This window comes from Tistrella bauzanensis (assembly GCF_014636235.1).
In the GTDB taxonomy this organism is placed as follows: Bacteria; Pseudomonadota; Alphaproteobacteria; order Tistrellales; family Tistrellaceae; genus Tistrella; species Tistrella bauzanensis.
This window is the reverse complement of the sequence record NZ_BMDZ01000001.1, coordinates 243,695-265,217: the sequence shown is the minus strand read 5'-3', so window position 1 is coordinate 265,217 and position 21,523 is coordinate 243,695. Positions and strand designations below refer to the sequence as shown.

At 66.6% G+C, this 21,523-nt stretch carries 20 protein-coding genes and 1 tRNA gene; 12 read left to right on the top strand and 9 right to left on the bottom strand.

The window, feature by feature from the left end:
• Positions 1–108 precede the first annotated feature (108 nt).
• Positions 109–714 (bottom strand): gamma carbonic anhydrase family protein, encoded by a 606-nt coding sequence (locus tag IEW15_RS01130; protein WP_188574106.1) that lies wholly within the window; start codon positions 712–714, stop codon positions 109–111.
• Between the two features lie 368 nt (positions 715–1,082).
• Here IEW15_RS01130 and IEW15_RS01125 point away from each other — a divergent pair, with 368 nt between their 5' ends.
• From IEW15_RS01125 to IEW15_RS01095, 7 genes are all read left to right on the top strand, one after another.
• Positions 1,083–2,711, top strand: a complete 1,629-nt coding sequence (locus IEW15_RS01125; RefSeq protein WP_188574105.1) for an ABC transporter substrate-binding protein — start codon at positions 1,083–1,085, stop codon at positions 2,709–2,711.
• A 100-nt stretch (positions 2,712–2,811) separates the two neighbouring features.
• Complete coding sequence (locus tag IEW15_RS01120) at positions 2,812–3,825, top strand: ABC transporter permease (protein WP_188574104.1); 1,014 nt, start codon at positions 2,812–2,814, stop codon at positions 3,823–3,825.
• Between the two features lie 3 nt (positions 3,826–3,828).
• Entirely contained in the window at positions 3,829–4,713 is an 885-nt protein-coding gene (locus IEW15_RS01115; RefSeq protein WP_188574103.1) for an ABC transporter permease, read from the top strand.
• Between the two features lie 15 nt (positions 4,714–4,728).
• A complete protein-coding gene (locus IEW15_RS01110; RefSeq protein WP_188574102.1) occupies positions 4,729–6,489 on the top strand; it encodes a dipeptide ABC transporter ATP-binding protein in 1,761 nt (586 codons plus the stop codon).
• 46 nt (positions 6,490–6,535) lie between these two features.
• Positions 6,536–7,222 (top strand): GntR family transcriptional regulator, encoded by a 687-nt coding sequence (locus tag IEW15_RS01105; protein WP_188574101.1) that lies wholly within the window; start codon positions 6,536–6,538, stop codon positions 7,220–7,222.
• Between the two features lie 78 nt (positions 7,223–7,300).
• The gene (locus IEW15_RS01100) at positions 7,301–8,134 is read left to right on the top strand and encodes a helix-turn-helix transcriptional regulator (protein WP_188574100.1); all 834 of its coding nucleotides are present in this window, start codon (positions 7,301–7,303) and stop codon (positions 8,132–8,134) included.
• Positions 8,135–8,216: 82 nt separating this feature from the next.
• Complete coding sequence (locus IEW15_RS01095; RefSeq protein ID WP_188574099.1) at positions 8,217–8,999, top strand: SDR family NAD(P)-dependent oxidoreductase; 783 nt, start codon at positions 8,217–8,219, stop codon at positions 8,997–8,999.
• Positions 9,000–9,018: 19 nt separating this feature from the next.
• Here the strand turns inward: IEW15_RS01095 and IEW15_RS01090 are convergent, their stop codons facing one another.
• The 4 genes from IEW15_RS01090 to IEW15_RS01075 form a co-directional block, all read right to left on the bottom strand.
• Positions 9,019–10,038 carry an alpha/beta fold hydrolase gene (locus tag IEW15_RS01090; RefSeq protein ID WP_188574098.1) on the bottom strand — a complete coding sequence of 340 codons (1,020 nt, stop codon included), beginning with the start codon at positions 10,036–10,038 and terminating at the stop codon, positions 9,019–9,021.
• A 58-nt stretch (positions 10,039–10,096) separates the two neighbouring features.
• Entirely contained in the window at positions 10,097–11,551 is a 1,455-nt protein-coding gene (locus tag IEW15_RS01085; protein WP_188574097.1) for a DUF294 nucleotidyltransferase-like domain-containing protein, read from the bottom strand.
• A gap of 150 nt (positions 11,552–11,701) precedes the next feature.
• Positions 11,702–13,090: an exonuclease domain-containing protein gene (locus IEW15_RS01080; protein ID WP_188574096.1), complete on the bottom strand. Its 1,389-nt coding sequence runs from the start codon at positions 13,088–13,090 to the stop codon at positions 11,702–11,704.
• Positions 13,091–13,132: 42 nt separating this feature from the next.
• The gene (locus tag IEW15_RS01075; RefSeq protein WP_188574095.1) at positions 13,133–13,744 is read right to left on the bottom strand and encodes a hypothetical protein; all 612 of its coding nucleotides are present in this window, start codon (positions 13,742–13,744) and stop codon (positions 13,133–13,135) included.
• Between the two features lie 310 nt (positions 13,745–14,054).
• Here IEW15_RS01075 and IEW15_RS01070 point away from each other — a divergent pair, with 310 nt between their 5' ends.
• The 4 genes from IEW15_RS01070 (at position 14,055) to IEW15_RS25720 (ending at position 17,262) form a co-directional block, all read left to right on the top strand.
• Positions 14,055–14,327, top strand: coding sequence for a DUF4212 domain-containing protein (locus tag IEW15_RS01070; RefSeq protein ID WP_188574094.1), 273 nt, complete (start codon positions 14,055–14,057; stop codon positions 14,325–14,327).
• Between the two features lie 19 nt (positions 14,328–14,346).
• Positions 14,347–16,119: a sodium:solute symporter family protein gene (locus IEW15_RS01065; protein ID WP_188574093.1), complete on the top strand. Its 1,773-nt coding sequence runs from the start codon at positions 14,347–14,349 to the stop codon at positions 16,117–16,119.
• 211 nt (positions 16,120–16,330) lie between these two features.
• A complete protein-coding gene (locus IEW15_RS01060) occupies positions 16,331–16,651 on the top strand; it encodes a YggT family protein (RefSeq protein WP_188574092.1) in 321 nt (106 codons plus the stop codon).
• Positions 16,652–16,884: 233 nt separating this feature from the next.
• Positions 16,885–17,262: a hypothetical protein gene (locus IEW15_RS25720; RefSeq protein WP_229707725.1), complete on the top strand. Its 378-nt coding sequence runs from the start codon at positions 16,885–16,887 to the stop codon at positions 17,260–17,262.
• A 24-nt stretch (positions 17,263–17,286) separates the two neighbouring features.
• Here IEW15_RS25720 and IEW15_RS01050 read toward each other — a convergent pair whose 3' ends face one another.
• Positions 17,287–18,390, bottom strand: a complete 1,104-nt coding sequence (locus IEW15_RS01050; RefSeq protein ID WP_188574091.1) for a pyridoxamine 5'-phosphate oxidase family protein — start codon at positions 18,388–18,390, stop codon at positions 17,287–17,289.
• Between the two features lie 445 nt (positions 18,391–18,835).
• Here IEW15_RS01050 and IEW15_RS01045 point away from each other — a divergent pair, with 445 nt between their 5' ends.
• Positions 18,836–19,012, top strand: coding sequence for a DUF1328 domain-containing protein (locus IEW15_RS01045; protein WP_188574090.1), 177 nt, complete (start codon positions 18,836–18,838; stop codon positions 19,010–19,012).
• Between the two features lie 177 nt (positions 19,013–19,189).
• Here the strand turns inward: IEW15_RS01045 and trpB are convergent, their stop codons facing one another.
• From trpB to IEW15_RS01030, 3 genes are all read right to left on the bottom strand, one after another.
• Positions 19,190–20,416 carry a tryptophan synthase subunit beta gene (trpB, locus tag IEW15_RS01040; protein WP_188574089.1) on the bottom strand — a complete coding sequence of 409 codons (1,227 nt, stop codon included), beginning with the start codon at positions 20,414–20,416 and terminating at the stop codon, positions 19,190–19,192.
• A 310-nt stretch (positions 20,417–20,726) separates the two neighbouring features.
• Positions 20,727–21,371, bottom strand: coding sequence for an ImmA/IrrE family metallo-endopeptidase (locus tag IEW15_RS01035; protein WP_229707724.1), 645 nt, complete (start codon positions 21,369–21,371; stop codon positions 20,727–20,729).
• Positions 21,372–21,433: 62 nt separating this feature from the next.
• A tRNA-Ile gene (locus IEW15_RS01030) sits at positions 21,434–21,509 on the bottom strand.
• Positions 21,510–21,523 lie beyond the last annotated feature (14 nt).

Genomic DNA, 21,523 nt, shown 5'->3' with positions numbered 1-21,523 from the left:
AATCACCGCACAATCAAAGCACCGCACGCCCCTAAACCGGATCGAACCAGACCCTTGGGGTCAACTCCGACAGGCTGCTAGGACGAAACAGAACCGACCTGATGCGGATCAGCCCCGCGTGGCGCTGAGTGTCTTCACCTGATAGGCCCGCACCGTCCGCCGATCCGGCTCAGGTGCTGTCAGCGGCTCGGCACGCCGAAGCTCGCCGGCCAGGGCGCGGCGGCGCAGATCGTCATAGCTGAGCGCGCCTTCACGGATCCAGCCCATCTCGGCCTCGCCCACCGCGCGCAGCGGTTTGGCCGGCACGCCCGCAACCATGGTGCGGTCCGCGACCTTCATGCCTGCCTTCACGAACGACATGGCGGCAACCACCGCGTAATCGCCAATCTCGGCATCGTCCATCACCACGGCATTCATGCCGACCAGGCTGTTGGCGCCCAGCTTGCAGCCATGCAGCACCGCGCCATGACCGGCCGCCGCCATCTCACCCACCACCACCTCGCCATCGGGGTAGGTGTGGACCACGACATTGTCCTGCAGATTGGCGCCGCGCCGCACGGTGATCCGGCCGCTGTCGCCGCGCAGCGAGGCGCCGGGGCCGATATAGACGTCAGGGCCGATGATCACGTCGCCGATCAGCACCGCGGTGTCATGGACATAGGCGGTGGGATCGACCACCGGCACCACGTCGTCGAAGGCATAGATGAAGGCCATGGGGAGCGTTTCCTCGTCATCAACGGTCATCGGCCCCGGTCGTTGGGGAAGGCGGCGCCTGGGGCTCGGAAGGTGGCGCCGATCATAGCGCGGAAGAGGCAGCAGCGGATATCGATCAGCCGCATTTCGCCTGCATAAAATTTGCGCTCTTGTATAAAATGATTATTTTTTGTGCATTACTCTGCCTAAAGTATGCAATGAGTATGCAAAATGCCCTGCCACTCCACATGCCCATTCTCATAAAATGTTAAGTATAACAATGCATTACCTACGAGTTCCGTGCTTGGCGCGGTTTGTGCAAAAGGATCTTCGCGGAGATGGCCGGGCTGTGCGGGACAGCGTCGGGCACGCGATATCTGGGGGACGCCATGCACCGTCGAGACTTTCTGAAATCGGCTTCCGTCGCGGCGCTGGCCGCCGGGGCCAGCATCACCCTGCCGGGCCTGTGGGGGGCAGCAAGGGCGCAGGGTCGCAGCAACACCCTGCTGATCGTCTCGGAAAGCGGGCCGAACAATCTGGATATCCACGGTGTCGGCACCAATGTGCCGGGCTATGAGGCGTCGTGGAACTGCTATGACCGGCTGATCAGCCATCAGATGAAGCTGCTGCCCAACGGCACCCCCTATTACGACCGCAACAGCTATCGCATGGAACTGGCGGAGAGCTTCACGGTCGATGACAAAAGCGCCACCTTCACGCTGCGCAAGGATGCCACGTTCCACGACGGTACCCCGGTAACCGCCCATGACGTGAAATGGTCGTTCGATCGCGCGGTGTCGGTGGGCGGCTTCCCGACCTTCCAGATGTCGGCCGGCAGCCTGCGCAAGCCCGAACAGTTCGTGGTGATCGACGACCACACCATCCGGGTCGACTTCATCGCGCCGGACCGGCTGACCATTCCCGATCTGGCGGTGGTGGTGCCGGCGATCTTCAATTCGAAACTGGTGCTGAAGCACGCCACCGCCGCCGATCCCTGGGGGCTGGACTACACCAAGCAGAACACCGCCGGCAGCGGCGCCTATAAGGTGGAGCGCTGGACACCGGGCACAGAGGTCGTCTATCGGCGCAATGACGACTGGAAGGGCGGCCCCCTGCCGGCGATCGAGCGGATCATCTGGCGGATCGTGCCCGATGCCGGCAACCGCCGGGCATTGCTGGAACGCGGCGATGCCGACATCTCGTATGACCTGCCGAACAAGGACTTCGTGGCGCTGCGCGATGCCGGCAAGCTGACCATCATCTCCACGCCCTATTCCAATGGCATACAGTATATCGGCATGAATGTGACCGTGCCGCCCTTCGACAACCCGCTGGTCCGCAAGGCGGTCGCCTGCGCCATTCCGTATCAGAAGATCATCGATGCGGTGATGTTCGGGCTGGCGAAGCCGATGTTCGGCGCCCCCGCCGATGCACCCACCGAGGTCGCCTGGCCGCAGCCGCACAAATACACCACCGATATGGCCCGCGCGAAGGCGCTGCTGACCGAAGCCGGCTTCCCCGACGGCTTCGAGACGACGCTGTCGTTCGATCTGGGTTTTGCGGCCGTCAACGAGCCGATCTGCGTTCTGGTTCAGGAAAGTCTGGCGCAGATCGGCATCCGCACCACGATCAACAAGATCCCCGGCGCCAACTGGCGCACGGAACTGTCGAAGAAGCAGATGCCGCTCTACACCAATGTATTTTCGGGCTGGCTCGACTATCCGGAATACTTCTTCTACTGGTGCTATCACGGCCAGAACGCCCTGTTCAACACCATGAGCTATCAGTCGCCCCAGATGGATGCGCTGATCGATGCCGCCCGTACCGCTGCCGCGACCGGCGACACCGCCACCTATGACGCCAGCGTCAGGGGCTTCGTCGATCTCGCCTTTGAAGACATGCCGCGCATCCCGCTCTACCAGCCTTATGTGAATGTGGCGATGCAGCGCAATGTCAGTGGCTATGAGTACTGGTTCCACCGCCGGCTGGACTATCGCACGCTGGTCAAGGGCGCCTGATCCCGCAGCCGCCGCCCCCCGATCGACTGCCCCCGCACCCTTCCCACCCCGCCGCCCTTACTCTCTCCCCCCGCGAGACGCCGCCTTCGGGAGACCGCGCATGCTGCGCCATGTCGGACGTCGCCTTGCCACCGCCCTGCCCAGCCTGATCGGGGTGATCATCACCGCCTTCCTGCTCACCCGCGTGCTGCCGGGCGATCCGGCGGCCTATTTCGCCGGCCCCGCCGCCACCGAACAGGCCATCGCCGAGATCCGCACCCAGTTGGGCCTGGACCGGCCGGTTCACGAGCAGTTCATCGCCTATGTCAGCGATCTGGCGCAGGGCAATCTCGGCACCTCGCTGACCACCGGCCAGCCGGTGACCCAGGATATCATCGCCCGCCTGCCGGCCTCGGCCGAACTGACCCTGACCGGGTTGCTGGCCGCGGTGCTGATCGCGGTGCCGCTGGGCATCGCCGCCGCGGTCCGCCAGGGATCCTGGATCGACCATCTGAGCCGGATCCTCGCCACATCGGGGGTCTCGCTGCCGGTGTTCTTCACCGGGCTGCTGCTGGTCTATGTGTTCTATTACCAGACCGGCATCGCGCCCGCGCCGCTGGGGCGGCTGGACATCTTCTTCTCCCCGCCACCACAGGTCACCGGCTTCTATCTGATCGACAGCCTGATCGCCGGCGATATCGAAACCTTCCGCTCGGCCGCGGCCCAGATCTTCCTGCCCGCCACCACGCTCGCGATCTTCTCGCTGGCGCCGATCACCCGCATGACCCGCGCCTCGATGCTGTCGGTGCTGGCGTCGGATTTCGTCCGCACCGCCCGCGCCAACGGCCTCAGCACCTGGCGGGTGATCGTGGTCTATGCCTTCCGCAACGCCATGCTGCCGGTGATCACCACGCTGGGCATGGTGTTCTCGTTTCTGCTGGGGGCGAATGTGCTGGTGGAAAAGGTCTTCGCCTGGCCCGGTATCGGCTCCTATGCGGTCGAGGCGCTGATCGCCTCGGATTTCGCACCGGTTCAGGGCTTCGTGCTGGCGATGGCGGCCTTGTATGTGCTGCTCAACCTGCTGATCGACCTCGCCTATGGCGTGATCGACCCCCGCGTCCAGATGGAGGGCTGACCGATGGCCGAGATTGCAAGCCCGCCAGCGCTGCCGGCGCGCAATGGATCACTCGTCGCCCATGCCCGCCATGTCTTCACCGAGAACCCGGTCACCGGCATCGCCTTCCTGATGTTCGTGGCCCTGGTGCTGGTCGCGATCTTCGGGCCGCTGCTGGTGCCCCATGATCCGCTGGCCAGCGACACCGCGGCGGCACTCAGCCCACCCAGCGCCGCCCATTGGTTCGGCACCGACCAATTGGGCCGCGACATCTTCTCACGCGTCGTGGTGGCAACCCGGCTGGATCTGACGATCGCGATCGCGTCGGTGGCACTGGTCTTCGCGGCCGGCGGGCTCGCCGGGGTCGCGGCCGGCTATTTCGGCGGCTGGATCGACATCGTGGTCGGCCGCATCGGCGACACGATCATGGCCTTTCCGCTGTTCGTGCTGGCCATGGGCATCGTCGCGGCCTTGGGCAACACCATCACCAACATCGTCATCGCCACGGCGATCATCAACTTTCCGCTCTATGCCCGCGTTGCGCGATCCGAAGCCAATATCCGCCGCAATGCCGGTTTCGTGCAGGCGGCACGGCTGTCGGGCAACAGCGAGGCGCGGATCGTGCTGGGCCAGATCCTGCCCAATATCATGCCGATCATGATGGTGCAGATGTCGCTGACCATGGGCTACGCCATCCTGAACGCCGCCGGGCTGTCGTTCATCGGGCTGGGTGTGCGGCCGCCCACGGCCGAATGGGGCATCATGGTCGCGGAAGGCGCGTCGTTCATCGTGTCGGGTGAATGGTGGATCGCGCTGTTTCCGGGGCTTGCCCTGATGCTGGCCGTGTTCTGCTTCAATCTTCTGGGCGACGGTCTGCGCGACCTGATCGACCCGCAGCGCCGCACCTGACGGGGGATGGCTGTCATGACCGCAGACACAACCACGACCACGACCACCAGCCAGCCCGCCATCGCCGCCGCGCCGGACCAGAACCCGCCCCTGCTCGACATCCGCGGGCTGACGGTGGAATTCGCCACCCGCAACGGCACCGTCCAGGCGGTGACGTCGATCGACATCAGCGTCGCCAGGGGCGAGACCATCGGCATCGTCGGCGAAAGCGGGTCCGGCAAGTCGGTCACCTCCTATGCGGTGATGCGCATTCTGGACCGGGCCGGGCGGATCGCCGACGGCGCGGTCAGCTTCGGCGGCATCGACCTGCGTGCGGCACCTGAAAGCGTGGTCCGCGAGCTGCGCGGCCGCGAGATGTCGATGATCTTCCAGAACCCGCGCGCGGCGCTGAACCCGATCCGTCCGATCGGCCGGCAGATCGAAGACGTTCTGCTGGAACATCTTCAGGCCGATCGCAATAATGCTCGCGCCCGGGCCATCGACGCCCTGCGCAAGGTGCGCATCGGCGATCCTGAGCGGCGCTATCATGCCTATCCGTTCGAATTGTCGGGCGGCATGTGCCAGCGGGTGGTGATCGCCATGGCCATCGCCTGCCAGCCGCAATTGCTGATCGCCGACGAGCCCACCACCGGCCTCGACGTCACCACCCAGAAGACCGTGATGGACCTGATCGTCGACCTGACCCGGGAACGCGGCATGTCGACCATCCTGATCACCCATGACCTGGGCCTTGCCGCCGCCTATTGCGACCGGGTGGTGGTGATGGAGAAGGGCCGGGTGGTGGAAACCGCCAGCGCAGCAACGATCTTCTCGAAACCCACCCACCCTTACACCCGCAAGCTGATGCGCGCGACGCCACGGCCCGGCGGCAGCTTGCGGGCCCTACTGCCTGAAGGTACCGGCAAGGCCGATGAGACCATGCGCAGTAGCCAGCCGCCCGGCGATGATCTGATGGTGGTGCGCGATCTGGTAAAGGCCTATCCGCGCAAGGGCGGGTCGTCGGATATGGTTCGCCGGCTGTTGCGACGCGACGCCATCCCGCAAGATACCAGCCCGTTCCGGGCGGTCGACGGCATCTCGTTCACGGTCGGGCGCGGCGAGACGCTGGGGCTGGTGGGGGAAAGCGGCTGCGGCAAATCCACCACATCGATGATGATCACCCGGCTTGCCGACATCACATCGGGCAGCATCATCTTCGACGGCACCGACATCGGCGCCATCCCGGCAACCCGCTTCGCCCGCATGGATCTGCGCCGCCGCATTCAGATGGTGTTCCAGGATCCGACCGACAGCCTCAACCCCCGCTATACGGCGGCGCGCGCGATCATGGACCCGCTGCTCCGGCTGGGCCCGCCGCAGCCGGCCGCAGCATTGCGGGCGCGCTGCGCCGAACTCGCCGATCTGGTCGGCCTGCCGGTGCATCTGCTGGACCGCTTTCCCCACCAGCTCTCAGGCGGCCAGAAGGCGCGGGTCGGCATCGCGCGGGCGATCGCGCTCAACCCCGATCTGGTCATTCTGGATGAACCGACCGCGGCGCTCGACGTTTCGGTGCAGGCCGTGGTGCTCAATCTGTTGCAGGATCTCAAACAGCGGCTGAGCATGAGCTATATCTTCGTCAGCCACGACCTGAACGTGGTACGGCTGCTGTGCGACCGGGTGATCGTGATGCGCGGCGGCCGGATCGTCGAACAGGGGCCGACCGATAGCGTGCTGAACACCCCGACCAGCGACTATACCCGCGAGCTGCTGTCTGCCATTCCCCATCCGCCACACTGATATCTCACGCCGCCCCCGCATCGCCACAACCGCCCACTGGACCGACATGACCGATCCTCTTGCGTTCGCAGCCCCGGCCCCCAAACGCCCTTTGCCCCGCACCCGCACCGAGGCCCTGCGCCAGCAACTCGCCGACGAGATCGTCTCCGGCGCGTTGGAGCCCGGCACGCCGCTGGACGAGAACGAGCTGGCCCGGCGGTTCGGCGTCTCACGCACGCCGGTGCGTGAGGCCATCCGGCAGCTTGCGGCATCGGGGCTGGTGATGTCGCGGGCGCATCGCGGCGCGGTGGTGGCCCTGCCCACCCCGCGCGAGCTGGACGACATGTTTCGCGCCATGGCCGAGCTGGAGGCGCTGTGCGCCGGCCTCTGCGCCATCGAGATGACGCCCGAGGACCGGCGGCAGTTGCAGGCGCTTCATGAGCGCATGGGCCAGATGATGCGCGACGGCCTGCGCGACCAGTATGCCGCCGCCAATGACGTCTTCCACGGGCTGATCTATACCGGCACCGGCAACAGCTATCTGGCCGAGATGGCGCTGGCGACCCGGGTGCGGGTGTCCCCCTTCCGCCGCGCCCAGTTCCGCGCCCGCGGCCGTCTGGCCCAGTCGAACCGCGAGCATGAAGCGGTGGTCCAGGCGATCATGCGCGGCGACCGCCAGACCGCGACCGATCTGATGCGCGACCACATCATGATCGTGAAGGATGCCTATGCCAGCGTGTCGCTGCGCGACTGATCCCGCAATCGCGTCCAATACGCAAGGCCCCTGACTGCGCCATACTGTGGAAGAAGCCGGGCGTGGAGAGGTGCAGCGATGGCGAAACACGATCCACGCAATCAGGCAATCTATCGCACCGACCGGCAGATCGCCGGTGTGGGCCTGCTGACCGCCGCCTTCAGCACCCTGGTCTTCGCCCCCCATGTCCACGAGGAACTGGTGATCGCGATCACCGAACAGGGGGCCGGGCGCTGCGTCACCCGCGGGCTCTCGTCTGTCGGCACGCCACAGACGGTGATGGTGTTCAACCCCGGTGAACCACATGAAGGCGGCGTTGCCGGCGCTCAAGGCTGGCATTATCGCAGCCTGTATGTCGGTGCCGGGCTGCTGGATCTGGCCCGGGACCGGTTGTTCGACCGCCGCATCGCCCTGCCCTATTTCCGCGACAGCGTGGTCACTGATCCGGATCTGGCGGCGCTGGTGGTACGGGCCCATCAGGCGCTGGAACTGCGCGAGACGCGGCTGATCCGCGAAACGCTGTTGCTGGGTGCGCTGGCCGGACTGTTCAGCCGCCATGGCAATCCGGCACCACCGCAGGCCCGGCCGGGACGCGAGCGGCGGCCGATACGGAAGGTGGTATCCCTGATGCGCGACGCCCCGGCCCATGACTGGTCGCTGGCCGAACTGGCAGACACTGCCGGGATGAGCCCGTTTCATTTCTGCCGGGCCTTCCGCAGGGAAACCGGCCTGACACCGCATCTGTATCTGACCCAGATCCGCCTGAACCTGGCCCGCGACGCGCTGGCGCGCGGTGCAGGCCTCGCGGATGCCGCCCTCGCCGCCGGCTTTTACGATCAGAGCCATCTGACCCGCCATTTCAAGCGCAGCTATGGCATCACCCCCGGCCGCTATGTCGCGGGCCTTGGCTGAGCGACGCCAGGATCCTCCAATACGACCGGCACCGGCAGGCATCATGCTCGGCACACGATCCCGCAGCCGGAGGCCGCCGTTCATGTCAATCCCATCCGCGTCGACACCACCTGAGATGCCCGTCATCCTGATCTCGGGCGCCACCTCGGGCATCGGCCAGGCCACCGCCCTCGCCTTCGCGCGCCAGGGAGCACGCCTGATGCTGGGCGGCCGCGATGCCGCGCGTGGGCAGTCGGTGCTTCGTGCCTGCCGCGACGCTGGCGCCGAGGCCGCATTCATCGCGGGGGATCTGGCCGAGCCCGGCGCCGCCGGTGTCCTGGTCGACGCCGCGATCGACCGCTTCGGCCGCCTCGACATCGCCTTCAACAATGCCGCGATCCAGGAACCGCGCGCCCTGCTCGCCGACCAGCCCGCAGAGATGCTGGCCCGGGTGGTGGCGACCAACCTGCTCGGTCTGGTCGAGGCGATGCAGGCGCAGATCCGGGCTATGCTGCCCCGGGGCGGCGTCATCATCAACAACGCCTCGGCCAGCGGCGTGCGCAATGCCTATCCGGGGGTGGCGGTCTATTCGGCATCCAAGGCGGCGGTGATCTCGCTGACGCGCTCGGCGGCGATGGAATACGGGCCGCAGGGCATACGGATCAATGCGATCTCGCCCGGACGGGTGGAAACGCCGATGCTGATGGGGCCGATCATGAGGGGATCTGGCGTCGCCGATGCCGCCACCATCGCCGCCGGCCTGCCGCTGCGCCGGTTGGGCCAGCCGCACGAGGTTGCAGCCGCGGTGCTGTGGCTGGCCTCGGATGCCGCCGGGTTCATTGCCGGCCATAACCTATGTGTCGATGGTGGCTTTCTGGCGCAATAGAGGGGCTGGCAGGCCGTGATCAGCCGCTCAGCCGTGCCGCCAGCGCCGACCAGACGGGTTCCGCCAGACGGTCGGTTTCCATCAGGATCTCATGGAAGGCGCCGGGGGCGACGATCACCTCGGCCGATGGCAGCTGCCCGGCCAGCCACAGATGCGCGCGGTTGTCGACCACGCGCTCGGCGCCGGCCGAGATGATCGTGACCGGCAGCCGGATGTCGCGGCCACGCGCCACCGCCGCCTGACGGGCAATGGTGATCGATCGGAACGCCGCAGCCAGCCAGCCCCAGCTTGTCCCGCCCAGATGCAGGGCCGGATCGGCCGCGATCAAGGCACGCTCGCGGGCCCAGCGCGCCGGGTCGTGGGTGAGGATATTGCCCTGGAAACGCCCGTTGCCGGCCCGGCCCGGCCCTTGCCCTGCGGCGAAACGGTCCGACAGGCCGCGACGGCACATGATCCGCGCCAGCGCCGGCACCATGGTGCCCATCGGCGGCACCATCCGGATGCCGATCATCGGCGCGGTCATGATCAGCCGGTCGGGGGCGATCGCCGCCCCGGGCCCGCCGGCACGGCCCGCCGCCACCCGCTCCACCACCCAGCGCAAGCCCAGATGTCCGCCCATGGAATGGCCAAGCACCGCCAGCGGCCGCGGCAGGCTGGCGCCCGGCCCGGCCATCACCGCGTCCAGATCGTCGAGATAGCGGTCGAAATCGTCGATATGGCCGATGGTCGGGTCGGCCAGCATCCGCCCCGACCGGCCCTGACCGCGCCAGTCGATCGCCAGCACATGGCGCCCCATGGCGGTCAGGCGGCCGGCCACCTCGGCATATTTCTCGATGAACTCGCCCCGGCCCTGAAGCAGCAGCACGCTGCCGGTCTGCGGCCGGCCCGGTGCCGCATGCCACAGCGCGTGGCGGATCGCGATGCCGTCGGGGCGGAGGACAGTGCCCGCCACGTCGGGTGCCGGCCCCGTCGGCGCCGGCGGCACCCCGGCGGTCTCCATGGCGGCGCGTGCGGCCGCGGCCGCGTCGAAACTGGTCATGATGGTCCGGTCGCTCCCAGCTGGATCACAGGGCACCCGAAGGGCGGCAAGGCCGGCGTCAGGCCGTCACCGAGCTGCGCATGACCCAGACCATGGCGTCGATGCGCTTCAGGGCGGTTTTCAGCAGGCCCCGGCGATGCGGGTCCAGCCCCGAGACCACCACAGATGTCTCAGGCACCTTGCCGGCCTTGATCCGCGCCACCTGGGCATCCAGCATCAGCGCCATCACCAGGGCATGCGCCTCGTCGATCTGGTGGGCATCGGTGGCGTTCAGCAGACCGGCCTGCCCCAGCGCCGCCAATCGTTCGGCCGTGCCGGTCAGGGCGATGCCCTGGCGCAGGGCCAGCGCGCGGGCCGCCAGGGTCAACGGCAGCAGGCCGTGGCGCTTCAGGTCCAGCTTGCCACGGCCATCGGTGCGGATATCGCCGAACAGCCCGATCGGGGCATGCATGTCGTCGAGGTCGCGGGTCATGGCGTGCAGGAAATGGGGAGCGTGCCGGGCATGGTTCAGCGCGAAGGCCTTCAGGTCCACACCCAGCACCTTGTCGCCAAACACCGGCATCATGTCGAAGAAGATATCGGCATTCAGCATGTTGTCGCCGTCGGGATGCGCGATCCAGTCGCGCACCCGGTCGCGCCAGTCCTCGGCCGCATGCCGCCAGGCTGCGTTCGATGCCATCACGCCCCCCTGGCAGAACGGAATGCCGGCATCGTTCAGCAGCCGGCACATCCGGCGGCCCAGTTCGGCGAACCATGGGTCGTCGCTCTGGCGGCCGGCATGGACCAGGGCATTGTCCTGGTCCGGCACCAGCAGGGCTTCACCCCGCCCCGCCGACCCCAGCACCAGCATGGTATAGGCGGCCGGCGCCGGCCCCTCGCCATCGGCCAGCATCGACGCCTCGGCGATGCCGGCGGCCCGCGCGGTCAGATCCCGGGTCACGGCGCTGATCACCGCCGCGATCGCGCGGGCATCGACCGCCTGATCCAGCAGACTGCCGGCCAGCGGCGCCAGATCGGCCCGCACCGACGCCAGCCCGGCGGCATCTTCGGCGGCGGCGGCGCGATCGCCCATTGCCAGCGCGTCCCCGGCCCGCAAGCGCAGCAGCGACCGGCGGGTGATCATGCCCACCGCCCGGCCCATCTGGTCGACCACCACCAGATGGCGGATGCGAAACCGGCGCATGCGGCCGATCGCGACATACACGAAGGCCCCTTCCTCAACCGTCTGCACCGGCCGGCTCATCAGCGTGGCGGCATCGGTATCGGCGGCGGCGGCGCCGTCGCGGGCCATTGCCCGCACCAGATCGCGTTCCGTCAGAATGCCCTCCGGCCGGCCCAGCACATCGGTTGCGACCAGCGCCGACACGCCGGCATCGGCCATCACCGCCGCGGCCGCGCGAAGGCTGATCGCCGGCGCCGCCGTCACCAGCGGCCGGTTGGCGACATCGCCCGCCCGATGGCGATACGGATAGCTGTCGAGCCGGAACAAGGCTTCGGCTTGCGAGGGCTCCATCGGCCGCAGGCTCCCTTCTGGTCGCGATCGGGCGCCATGCGCCGTCAGATCCTCAGAGCGCCATGCGCCGTCAGATCCATTCTCCTGACAGATCATTTCACGCCCGCGGGCGCGATACCACCCGTGGCCGCACCCATCTTGACGCAAAGCCTACCAGCCGGCCCGGCGCTGGGCTGTGATCACCGCCACCGCTCCCGCGGCAAAATCGCGGGCATCGCCCAGGGTGATCACACCGCGTTCCGCCAGCCGGGGCACCAGGGCCGCGAAGACCCGCCCCGCCAGCAGGGCATCGCCCAGCGCCGTGTGACGGCCGGATACGGCAATCCCCAGCCGCTCGGCAATATGTTCAAGGTCCAGCATCGCCTGATCGGGTTCCAGCCGGGCGTATAGTGCCAGCGTGTCCAGGGCGGCGTGGTCGCCATCGGGCCAGGGCCGCGCCGCCCCGCCCAGCCGCCCGGCCTCGGCCTTCAGGATCGCCAGATCGAAGCCGATATTGTGGCCGATCAGCACCGTGCCCGCGGCCAGATGCCGCAGGCGTTCCAAAGCGACAGCCGGTGGCGGCGCGCCGGCGATCATCGCGGCATCGATGCCATGAATGCGGGTGGCTGAGGCCGGTATCGCCACCCCCGGATCGACCAGCATGTCCAGCGCCGCAGCCACGAACAGCCGCCCGCCGACCAGGCGCACCGCCCCCAGTGACAGCATGCGGTCCGCCGCCACGTTCAGCCCGGTGGTTTCAAGGTCCAGCGACAGGCAGGGGAGTTGATCCAGCGGCGTGGCATCGGCGGCCGGTGGCAGGTCGGGTGGCAGATCGTGCAGGGCCAGCGCCATCGGCATCGGCGCCGCCGGCAAGGTCGCGACAATCGCGGATCGCAGCCTGTCTGGCTCGGCCACCAGAACCCAGCCACCACCGACCGAGGCGGCGCGCAGGCCGATCATCCGACCATCGACATGATGAACCGGCCCTGAGGCGACCGTCCGCGACACGGCCGCCGCCAGCAGCGGATCCAGGCTTTCACGGGCAAGCGCCGCATAAACCGAGGTACCCGCGGCCACGGCATCCGCGCCCAGAAGGTCCAGCGCCATCGGGTTCGCGAGCGTCACCAGCCCGGTCGGCGACAGGCCCAGCACCGGCACCGGCAGGGCCGCGACCAGGGCCGCCAGCCGGTGATCGCCACGCCCGCTTGCCGCCCGCGCCCGCTCGGCCAGCGCGCGGGCCAGCCCCAGCAGCCGGGCATCATGGCCGGGATCGTCGTCACCGGCAAAATCCGGCAGGGGCAGCGTGTTGTCGTCGACCGCCCTCAGCGCCTGGGCCAGATCGCCGCGCAGCCGCGCATCGCCGATCCGCCGGCGCCGGACGACCGCGGCCGCAAGCGAAAGCCCGCCCAATACCAGGGCAGTGCCGGCCATCAACAGCGCCGGTGCGGCATCGACCAGCATCGCTGCGACCACCACCAGGACCAGCCCGGCCAGAATGGCGGCAGCGCCAACCGTCAGCGCCAGGCGCCCGTCATCGCGCACGGGCCTGCGTATATCCATCGCCATCGCCTTCAGGTCGCTGGCCGCCGCTGCCGGCCCGGTTCAGGCCGCCACTTGCGCCTGGGAGACAAGGTCGCGGGCAATCGCTGGCCAGTCGAGCTGAATATCGCCCTTGGCCAGAGCGCCCATGGCATGGAAACAGACGCCATTCACGATCATCTCACGCTCATGCGCGCGCAGGCTGGTATGGATCGGGAGGCAGTCGAACACCCGGGCGCCACCCACGGCGAACACCCGCGCCGGCGGCACCGGCGCCGCCAGCCGCGCCTGAGCCAGACGATCGGCCAGAACCGCCGCCTCGGCGGCGAAACCATCGGGCCGGTCGGTGAAATAAGGCGCCGCCGCAAGCGATGTGGCGAAGCCATCCACCAGCGGCGCGTCGAGTGCCGCCGCATCGTCAACATGTGACCGCAACCGCGCCTGGGCGACCACGGCCATGTCGGCGCGCACGGCGGCGAAGGCCTCCCACCGCGCCCGCTCCATCATCACCCTGAAACCCTCTTCGCGGAACAGGCTGTGACGCAGCGGCCCTGCCTTGATCTCGCAATAGCCGATGGTCATCCGCTGCCCCACAAAGGCCGCATGGGCCTCAAGGAACCGGTCCAGGGCCGCGCGGTCGCGGCCACGTGGTTTCTCGCGCCAAAGGCGCATCATCCGCTGAATCATGGGCGTTCCTGCCATCCCCGGTGTCTCATATTGCGCAAGTCGCTGATCTGCGCTCATAATCTTCTTTGTTGACAAGATTAGCAGTTTCGACGGGAAATCTGTAGAAGATCATTATCCGCGTAGCGGTTGAGGGAGCCGCTGAACGGAGATTGCCGGATCACCTGCCGGATCCGGACATGTCGCGTCGGCAGGGTGCGGCATATCGCCGCGTGCGAATATGTCGCGAAACAAGTGCTGCCGGCCCCAAAGCCGGCCAGAAGGCACGCAAGCGACACATCAATGCATTTGGGGGAGAGACATGTCCGACACCAAAGTCCTGACGCCCCAGAAGGCACAGGAATACTGGCAGAGAACCAAAAGCCTCATGTGGGTGGTGCTTGTCATCTGGTTCCTGTCCGGCTTCGTGGTCCACGCGTTCGCGCCAGCTCTGAATCAGATCCGGATCCTGGGCTTTCCGCTGGGCTTCTACATGGCGGCCCAAGGGTCACTCATCATCTTCGTCTGGTTGATCTTCTGGTACGTCAATCGCCAGAACCGGATCGACGACGAATTCGGCGTGTCCGAAGACTGAACCCGAAGGGGCACGACCAATGGCAACCAAGGGCGACTTCACCCAGAATCTGGGCAAGGTCTACGGCATCTACACCGGCGGCTTCATCGGCTTCACGATCATCCTGGCGATCCTGGAGCAGATGGGGGTGCCCGACCGGATCATCGGCTATGCCTTCGTCGCGGTCACGATCGGCGTCTATGCGATGATCGGCATCCTGAGCCGGACGGTTCAGGTCTCGGAATATTATGTGGCGGGCCGGCGCGTGCCGGCACTCTACAACGGCATGGCGACCGCCGCCGATTGGATGAGCGCCGCATCCTTCATCGGCATGGCCGGCACGCTCTATGCGTCCGGCTATAACGGGCTCGCCTTCGTGCTGGGGTGGACCGGCGGCTATGTGCTGGTGGCGGTGCTGCTGGCGCCATACCTGCGCAAATTCGGCCAGTTCACGGTGCCCGATTTCCTCGGCACCCGCTATGACGGCCATACGCCACGGCTGATCGGCATCGTTGTGCTGATGATGTGCTCGTTCACCTATGTGGTGGCACAGGTCACCGGCGCCGGCATCATCGCCTCGCGCTTCCTGGCGATCCCGTTCGAGATCGGCATCTTCGTGGGCCTGCTCGGCATTCTGGTCTGCTCGATGCTGGGCGGCATGCGGGCGGTGACCTGGACCCAGGTGGCGCAGTACATCATCCTGATCATCGCCTATCTGATCCCGATCGTGCTGATGTCGGCGCAGTTGACCGGGGTGCCGATCCCGCAGCTGATGTACGGCTATGCGCTGCAGGATATCGAACAGATCGAGCCCAGCCTGGGCGTCACGGTCGGCCATGTCACGGCCTTCGCGCGTGATGGCGACATGCTGAACTTCTTCAGTCTGGTGCTGTGCCTGATGGTCGGCACCGCGGCACTGCCGCATGTGCTGATGCGGTTCTTCACCACGCCCAGCGTGCGTGAGGCACGGTCGTCGGTGGGCTGGAGCCTGCTGTTCATCTTCCTGCTCTATTTCAGCGCGCCGGCCTATGCCGCCTTCGCCAAGCTGGAGGTCTATACCAACGTCATCGGCCAGCCCATCGCCAGCCTGCCGGAATGGGTGAGCATCTGGTCCGATATCGGCCTGCTCGCCATCAAGGATCTCAATGGCGACGGCCTGCTTCAGCTGGCCGAATTCACCATCAACAATGACGCCATCGTGCTGGCCACGCCGGAAATCGCCGGCCTGCCCTACGTCATCGCCGGCCTGGTGTCCGCAGGCGGCCTGGCGGCGGCGCTGTCGACCGCCGACGGCCTGCTACTCGCCATCGCCAATGCGCTCAGTCACGACGTCTACTATAAAATGATCGATCCCAAGGCGAGTTCGTCGCGCCGGCTGATGGTGGCGCGGGTTCTGCTGGTCGTGGTGGCAGGCTTCGCGGCCTATGTCGCCTCGTTCAAACCCGCAGGCATCCTGTCGATGGTGGCCTGGGCATTCTCCATTGCCGCATCCGGTCTCTTCCCGGTCCTGGTGATGGGGGTGTGGTGGAAACGCACCACCAAGGTGGGTGCCTGCGCCGGCATGCTTGCCGGTCTAGGTATCTGCCTGCTCTATCTGGCCGGCACCCAGTGGTACGGCATGGGGCTGTGGTTCGGGGTGAAGAACATCTCGGCCGGATTGTTCGGCATTCCTGTGGGCTTTGCCGTCACCTACGTCGTCAGCCTCATGACCCGCGAACCCTCGCAGGACATGCAGGATTTCGTCGAATTCGTCCGCGTTCCCAGCGCCAGGCTGGCGGAAAGCAACCCTTATGCGCAGGGCCTGAAGGCCTGAGCCGACATCCGCGCACCGACGGCGCCAGGGCATCGCGCCCTGGCGCCGTCGGCATGTCCGGGCTTGCCTAGAGCAGATCCCGATCAGGTGGAACCACCTGATCGGGTGAAGATGCTCGATGAACTAATCACTCTGGCGGCGGCTGCAATGACACCGTCGGGCTTCGGTGCGTCGGCACGCGCGACCAAAGAGGGGAGACAGACACTCCGCCATGCAGTTCGATCCGTTCTTCTGGAATCACTGGTATTTCCATATTCCCAACTACATTCTGTCGCTGCTGGTCTATACGCTGATCGGACGGGCGCTGCTGTCGGCGTTCGTGCAGCCCGACAATCCCAACTATATCTGGCGATTTTTCTGCCGGATCACCGACCCGGTGCTGAAGATCACCAATCCACTGACCCCGCGCTTCGTGGTCAGCGGGCTGCGGCCGATCGTGGCGGCCGGTTATCTGTGGATCCTGCGGCTGATATTCTGGCTCATCATGTACAATCTGGGCCTGGCGCCACGGCTTGCAGACCAGATGGGCTGACGCCGCCAGCGGTCTTGCGGCCGATCGCGGAACCATCGACGCCGACCACAATTTTGGCACTGGCAGGCAGAACGGGGCCGCGCCATCTTTAATGGGCGCCCCGGGTCTCCCGGGCGTTCACCGCACCCCCTCTCTATATCTTCCTGTCTGCGCCCCGGTTCGTGTGCCGGCCGGCATCCGCCCGTGATGCCTGCCCGTCGTGTTGTCCCGTCTGCCGCAAAGCGTCTTGCGATATGCCGATCGACCTTCTGGAACAAGCCGCCACCGTTTCGGTGCGCCGCGCCTGCGCGTTTTCGCTCCTCGCCATCTGGGTGATCATGATGGCGCTGGTCTATGATCCGTTGATGAGCCTGAGATCGGGGGCGATCCTGGTGACGATGGTGGGGGCGATCCTCACCCTCAAGGCCTATCGGGCACCGCATCAGGACCACCGCCGCACCGAGGTCTGGCATGCCGTCAAGGCGGATCTGAAGCTGCCCGCCGAACAGGCCCGGCAGTTGATCAACAGCACGTTGCAGCGGATTTATTTCGACCATGCGACCGTGTTCGGCGGCGTGGCGCTGGTCATGTGGGGCGTCGTGATCTGCGTCGGGGTAATTGCCACTCTCTGAACGCTGTTCGGCGCGTGCCGCGGCTCAGGCCGGCACGCCATCCACGCCGATGCCCATAACCCGGCCACCGGTCTCGCGCAGCCGCGCACCCCAGGCGCCAGCCATATGGATCACCCGGCGCGGGCGCAGCCGCCACAACCGCTCGGCACCCGGGTGACGGCGCAGTTCCGGCCCCTGCCAGATGATCTCGACGTCCCCCGACAGGCTCAACAGGTCACCGGTCAGGAAATCCGGCACCAGAATTCCGGCGGCGGGACGCAGCACCATGTTGCCGAGCGTGTTGAAATAGCGGTTGCCGGCATAATCGGGCACGGTGATGGCGCCGTCGGCCTCCACCACGGCAAAGCCCCGCGGGCCGCCGCGATGCGACACGTCCACGCCCGCGGCCCGGCCGCTGGCGCGGCTGTCGGCGGCGCTGGCGACGAACAGTGTGTCGGCGGCGGCGATCATCTCCAGCGCGGCCGGGCTCAGCCGGTCGGCCATGGTCACCGGCGGGGTCTGCGTCATGCCACCCCGCCCCGGCGCCGCCACACGCGGCCTGATGAAACGCGGGCAATTGCCGAAACACTGGTCGACCAGGATATCGATGCACAGCGCCGCCGGATCGATGGCAGCCGGTGCAGCCCCCTCGGCGTCCATCTCGGCCGGGCTCCGCACCCGCAGCACGCGGCCGTTCAGCCGGTTGCGCCGCCGGGTTTCCGGCACGATGCCCAGCAGCCCCAGCGCCGCGCCCGGCACCAGATGATCCGCCAGCGGGTCGCCCGCGGGGATGGTCGCTGTGATGCTCAACACCCGGGGGTCCGGCGCCTGGATGAACCCCGCCGGCCCGGCCAGCAGCGACGCCCAGGGCAGCCCGCCGGCATCGACCGATCCGACCAGCACGAAAGGCAGCGCCATGAAGAACAGGCGATGCTGGTCCGGCATATGATCGCGCAGCACCTGCGGACCGATGGCGGCCATCCGCGCGCCCAGCCCGTACAGATCCTGCACGGCCCGCTCACCGGCATGAAAGCCGGCGCCGTCATCGGCGATGACGCCCCCCTCCGTCTCAGGCCCCTCCGTCTCAGGCCCCTCCGTCTCAGGGAATGGCGATGGCGATGACGGATTCTGTTCCGACCGCTCGGACATGCCCACGCTCCTTGATCCCGATTATCCGCATGATAGCACCACCTCGCTGCTTATATACCCCTGCGGCGAAACGGCGGAGCCCTGAAGCGCGTCCGACCACGCGCCATGCGCGGCACACCCCGTCCGCCTCGAAATGCCCCAACACGAGATGCGACGGACCAAAAGCGGTCACGTTAATGCCCGCACCAATCGAATATGAGAGGTGATAGATTTCTCTTGTCGCAGCACAGTGAAGACCGGCTCTGGCAACAGAGTTTCGATTTTCGCACCCACAGATCATCGGCCGGATATTTCCGGACAACCACTCTGAATGGGCAAGTCGACAGACGGTGACATGAATATCGGGCGGCGTATCCTGCCCGCGACCAGTGCGACCTGGTAGAACAGGATGGATGCACATGGCACACCGTTCCCGACACGCCCCGGAAACAAGGAGAGTTACGTCATGGGCAGTCTTCTTCATTGGGCAATCGTCTTCCTCATCGTGGCGCTGGTTGCCGCCCTGCTTGGCTTTGGCGGCGTTGCCGGCACAGCGATGGCGGGGGCCAAGATCCTGTTCTGGGTTGCGATCGTGATCTTTGTGATCGCCCTGGTCGCCGGACTGATGCGACGGGGCCGGTAGTCGCTCAGTAACCCCCTGAATCCCCGCCAACAATCCGAACGGGCGGCCGGATCATCCGGCCGCCCGTTCGGTGTTTCAGACGCCGGCCATCGGCCGCATATATTTTGTTCCGTGTCATCGAGATGCACACAGCAACGACACGTCACCTGTCGCAATCGGGGCGCGCCCCCTGCTCCATCACGGCCTGGCCAGGGCGGCGACCTGCGGCACGTCCTTGTCGCCACGTCCCGACACCGACACCACCATCAGGTGATCGGCGGGCAATGCCGGGGCCAGCAGCGCCACCTGCGCCAGCGCATGGGCGGATTCCAGGGCCGGAATGATGCCCTCCAGCCGTGACAGCAGATGGAAGGCCGCCACCGCCTGATCGTCGGTCGCCGACAGATAGCGCACCCGTCCGATCTGATGCAGCCAGGCATGTTCGGGGCCGATGCCGGGATAGTCGAGCCCGGCCGAAATCGAATGGGCCTCGGTGATCTGCCCGTCATCATCCATCAGCAGAAAGGTGCGGTTGCCGTGCAGCACGCCCGGCCGTCCGCCGGTCAGCGAGGCGGCATGACGGCCGCTCGCCAACCCGCAGCCTGCGGCTTCCACGCCATAGATCGCAACCGACGGCTCGTCCAGAAACGGATGAAACAGACCCAGGGCATTCGAACCGCCGCCGATGCAGGCGATGAGGCTGTCGGGCAGCCTGCCCTCGGCCTGATGAAGCTGGGTGCGGACTTCGTCGCCGATCACGGTCTGGAAATCGCGCACCATCATCGGATAGGGATGCGGGCCGGCCACCGTGCCGATGCAGTAGAAGGTGTCGGCGACATTGGTCACCCAGTCGCGCAACGCCTCGTTCATCGCATCCTTCAGGGTCCGGGCACCCGACAGGGCCGGCACGACCCGAGCGCCCAGCATCTCCATGCGGATAACATTGGGCATCTGCCGCTCGATATCGACCGCCCCCATATAGACCACGCAATCCAGCCCGAAACGGGCACAGAGCGTGGCGGTGGCCACACCGTGCTGGCCGGCGCCGGTTTCGGCGATGATCCGCCGCTTGCCCATCCGCCGGGCCAGCAGAATCTGCCCCAGCACGTTGTTGACCTTGTGCGAGCCGGTGTGGTTCAGATCCTCGCGCTTCAGATAGATCCTGGCGCCGCCCAGATGGGCCGTCAGCCGTTCGGCAAAATAGAGCGGGCTGGGCCGGCCGATGTAATGGGTCCGCAACCCGGCCATCTCGGCCTGAAATGCCGGGTCGGCGCGCGCCGCCGCATAGGCCGCTTCCAGCTCCAGAAGATTGGGCATCAGGGTTTCGGCCACGAACCGGCCGCCGAAGATGCCGAAACGGCCCTGGTCGTCGGGGCCGTTACGCAGGCTGTTGGGGCGAAGATGGCCGCTGTCAGGGGATGTCATTGGTGGGAAAACCTCCGGAGGTTGTGTTCTCACGGAAGGCCGCTCCCGGAGCCCCGCTTCCGCCGCCCGATATCCGGACAAAACAAAAGCCGCTCTCCGGAGTGAGCGGCCTTCCACGGGGCATGACGACTGCCGGTGAAACCGCCCGCTTACGCGGGCCACCAGCGGCGGGTCTGCATGGGGCAGATGGATGTGTGCAGGATCGTCATGGTCATCAGGCTATCACCGCCCGGGGGGCAACGCAATTCTCAGCACGCGCCCGCCTCTGCCGATGGCGGCTGTGGCATGTTGTCGATCAGCGCCGGTTCCGTCACGCGGCCTTCCGGATCAAACCGAGGCTTTTCGCCCTGTTCTCCGCTGCCTGCGTCGACACGAAGAAGCGCCGCGCGACAGCGGAGACATCATCGCCAGCCTCTCGCAATGCCGCCTCGAACAGCTTGGACGGCATCAGGAATGCGGCTGCAAACCAGTTTGCCTCCCATTCGCAACGCTGTACGTCGGGAGACGGTTCCTCGGGCAGATAGCGCGTGGCAGCCATCTCCACAGGCGCGCGCCCATGCATCTTCATCACCACCGGGTAGTGCAGCAGAAGATGGCCCAGTTCATGGCCGATCGTGAACCGGTCGCGCGCCGGCGTCGTATCGAAGGGAAGAAACAGGTCGAAATCGTCGATCGCCCGGATGTGGATGCTCTCGCGCGGCCGCGCCGAGCCAAAGTCTTTGAAGCGGATCCGCCCGCCCAATCGCTCCACAAGCTTGAACAGGTCATCCCTCGGCCGAACGCCAATCCGATGCGCATAGGTCTCGGCCGCATCCTGAATGGCGGCCTTGCTTGCACGGCACGGCATTGGAGAAACGACGGTCATCGAAACCTCGGGGTCGTCAGGAAACCTTCGCCCATAAAGGTAGCGCCCGACCGACAGGGCGGCAATACGGCCCAAAGCGGCCACCAGCATTTTCAATCGCGGGCCGTCAATGCCATGACCGTCAGATCGAAACGGCTGCATGGCATTGGCGGTGGTGGGCCCGGCAGGATTCGAACCTGCGACAACACCGTTATGAGCGGCGGGTTCTAACCGCTGAACTACAGGCCCCCACGACCAGCCGG

Coding starts and splice junctions, on each gene's coding strand:
- IEW15_RS01125 (WP_188574105.1), top strand. CDS start 1,083: ATGCACCGTCGAGACTTTCTGAAATCGGCTTCCGTCGCGGCGCTGGCC.
- IEW15_RS01060 (WP_188574092.1), top strand. CDS start 16,331: ATGCAGTTCGATCCGTTCTTCTGGAATCACTGGTATTTCCATATTCCC.
- IEW15_RS01075 (WP_188574095.1), bottom strand. CDS start 13,744: ATGATGCGCCTTTGGCGCGAGAAACCACGTGGCCGCGACCGCGCGGCC.
- trpB (WP_188574089.1), bottom strand. CDS start 20,416: ATGACATCCCCTGACAGCGGCCATCTTCGCCCCAACAGCCTGCGTAAC.
- IEW15_RS01100 (WP_188574100.1), top strand. CDS start 7,301: ATGGCGAAACACGATCCACGCAATCAGGCAATCTATCGCACCGACCGG.
- IEW15_RS25720 (WP_229707725.1), top strand. CDS start 16,885: ATGCCGATCGACCTTCTGGAACAAGCCGCCACCGTTTCGGTGCGCCGC.
- IEW15_RS01045 (WP_188574090.1), top strand. CDS start 18,836: ATGGGCAGTCTTCTTCATTGGGCAATCGTCTTCCTCATCGTGGCGCTG.
- IEW15_RS01130 (WP_188574106.1), bottom strand. CDS start 714: ATGGCCTTCATCTATGCCTTCGACGACGTGGTGCCGGTGGTCGATCCC.
- IEW15_RS01035 (WP_229707724.1), bottom strand. CDS start 21,371: ATGCTGGTGGCCGCTTTGGGCCGTATTGCCGCCCTGTCGGTCGGGCGC.
- IEW15_RS01120 (WP_188574104.1), top strand. CDS start 2,812: ATGCTGCGCCATGTCGGACGTCGCCTTGCCACCGCCCTGCCCAGCCTG.
- IEW15_RS01110 (WP_188574102.1), top strand. CDS start 4,729: ATGACCGCAGACACAACCACGACCACGACCACCAGCCAGCCCGCCATC.
- IEW15_RS01050 (WP_188574091.1), bottom strand. CDS start 18,390: ATGTCCGAGCGGTCGGAACAGAATCCGTCATCGCCATCGCCATTCCCT.
- IEW15_RS01105 (WP_188574101.1), top strand. CDS start 6,536: ATGACCGATCCTCTTGCGTTCGCAGCCCCGGCCCCCAAACGCCCTTTG.
- IEW15_RS01080 (WP_188574096.1), bottom strand. CDS start 13,090: ATGGATATACGCAGGCCCGTGCGCGATGACGGGCGCCTGGCGCTGACG.
- IEW15_RS01115 (WP_188574103.1), top strand. CDS start 3,829: ATGGCCGAGATTGCAAGCCCGCCAGCGCTGCCGGCGCGCAATGGATCA.
- IEW15_RS01070 (WP_188574094.1), top strand. CDS start 14,055: ATGTCCGACACCAAAGTCCTGACGCCCCAGAAGGCACAGGAATACTGG.
- IEW15_RS01065 (WP_188574093.1), top strand. CDS start 14,347: ATGGCAACCAAGGGCGACTTCACCCAGAATCTGGGCAAGGTCTACGGC.
- IEW15_RS01085 (WP_188574097.1), bottom strand. CDS start 11,551: ATGGAGCCCTCGCAAGCCGAAGCCTTGTTCCGGCTCGACAGCTATCCG.
- IEW15_RS01095 (WP_188574099.1), top strand. CDS start 8,217: ATGTCAATCCCATCCGCGTCGACACCACCTGAGATGCCCGTCATCCTG.
- IEW15_RS01090 (WP_188574098.1), bottom strand. CDS start 10,038: ATGACCAGTTTCGACGCGGCCGCGGCCGCACGCGCCGCCATGGAGACC.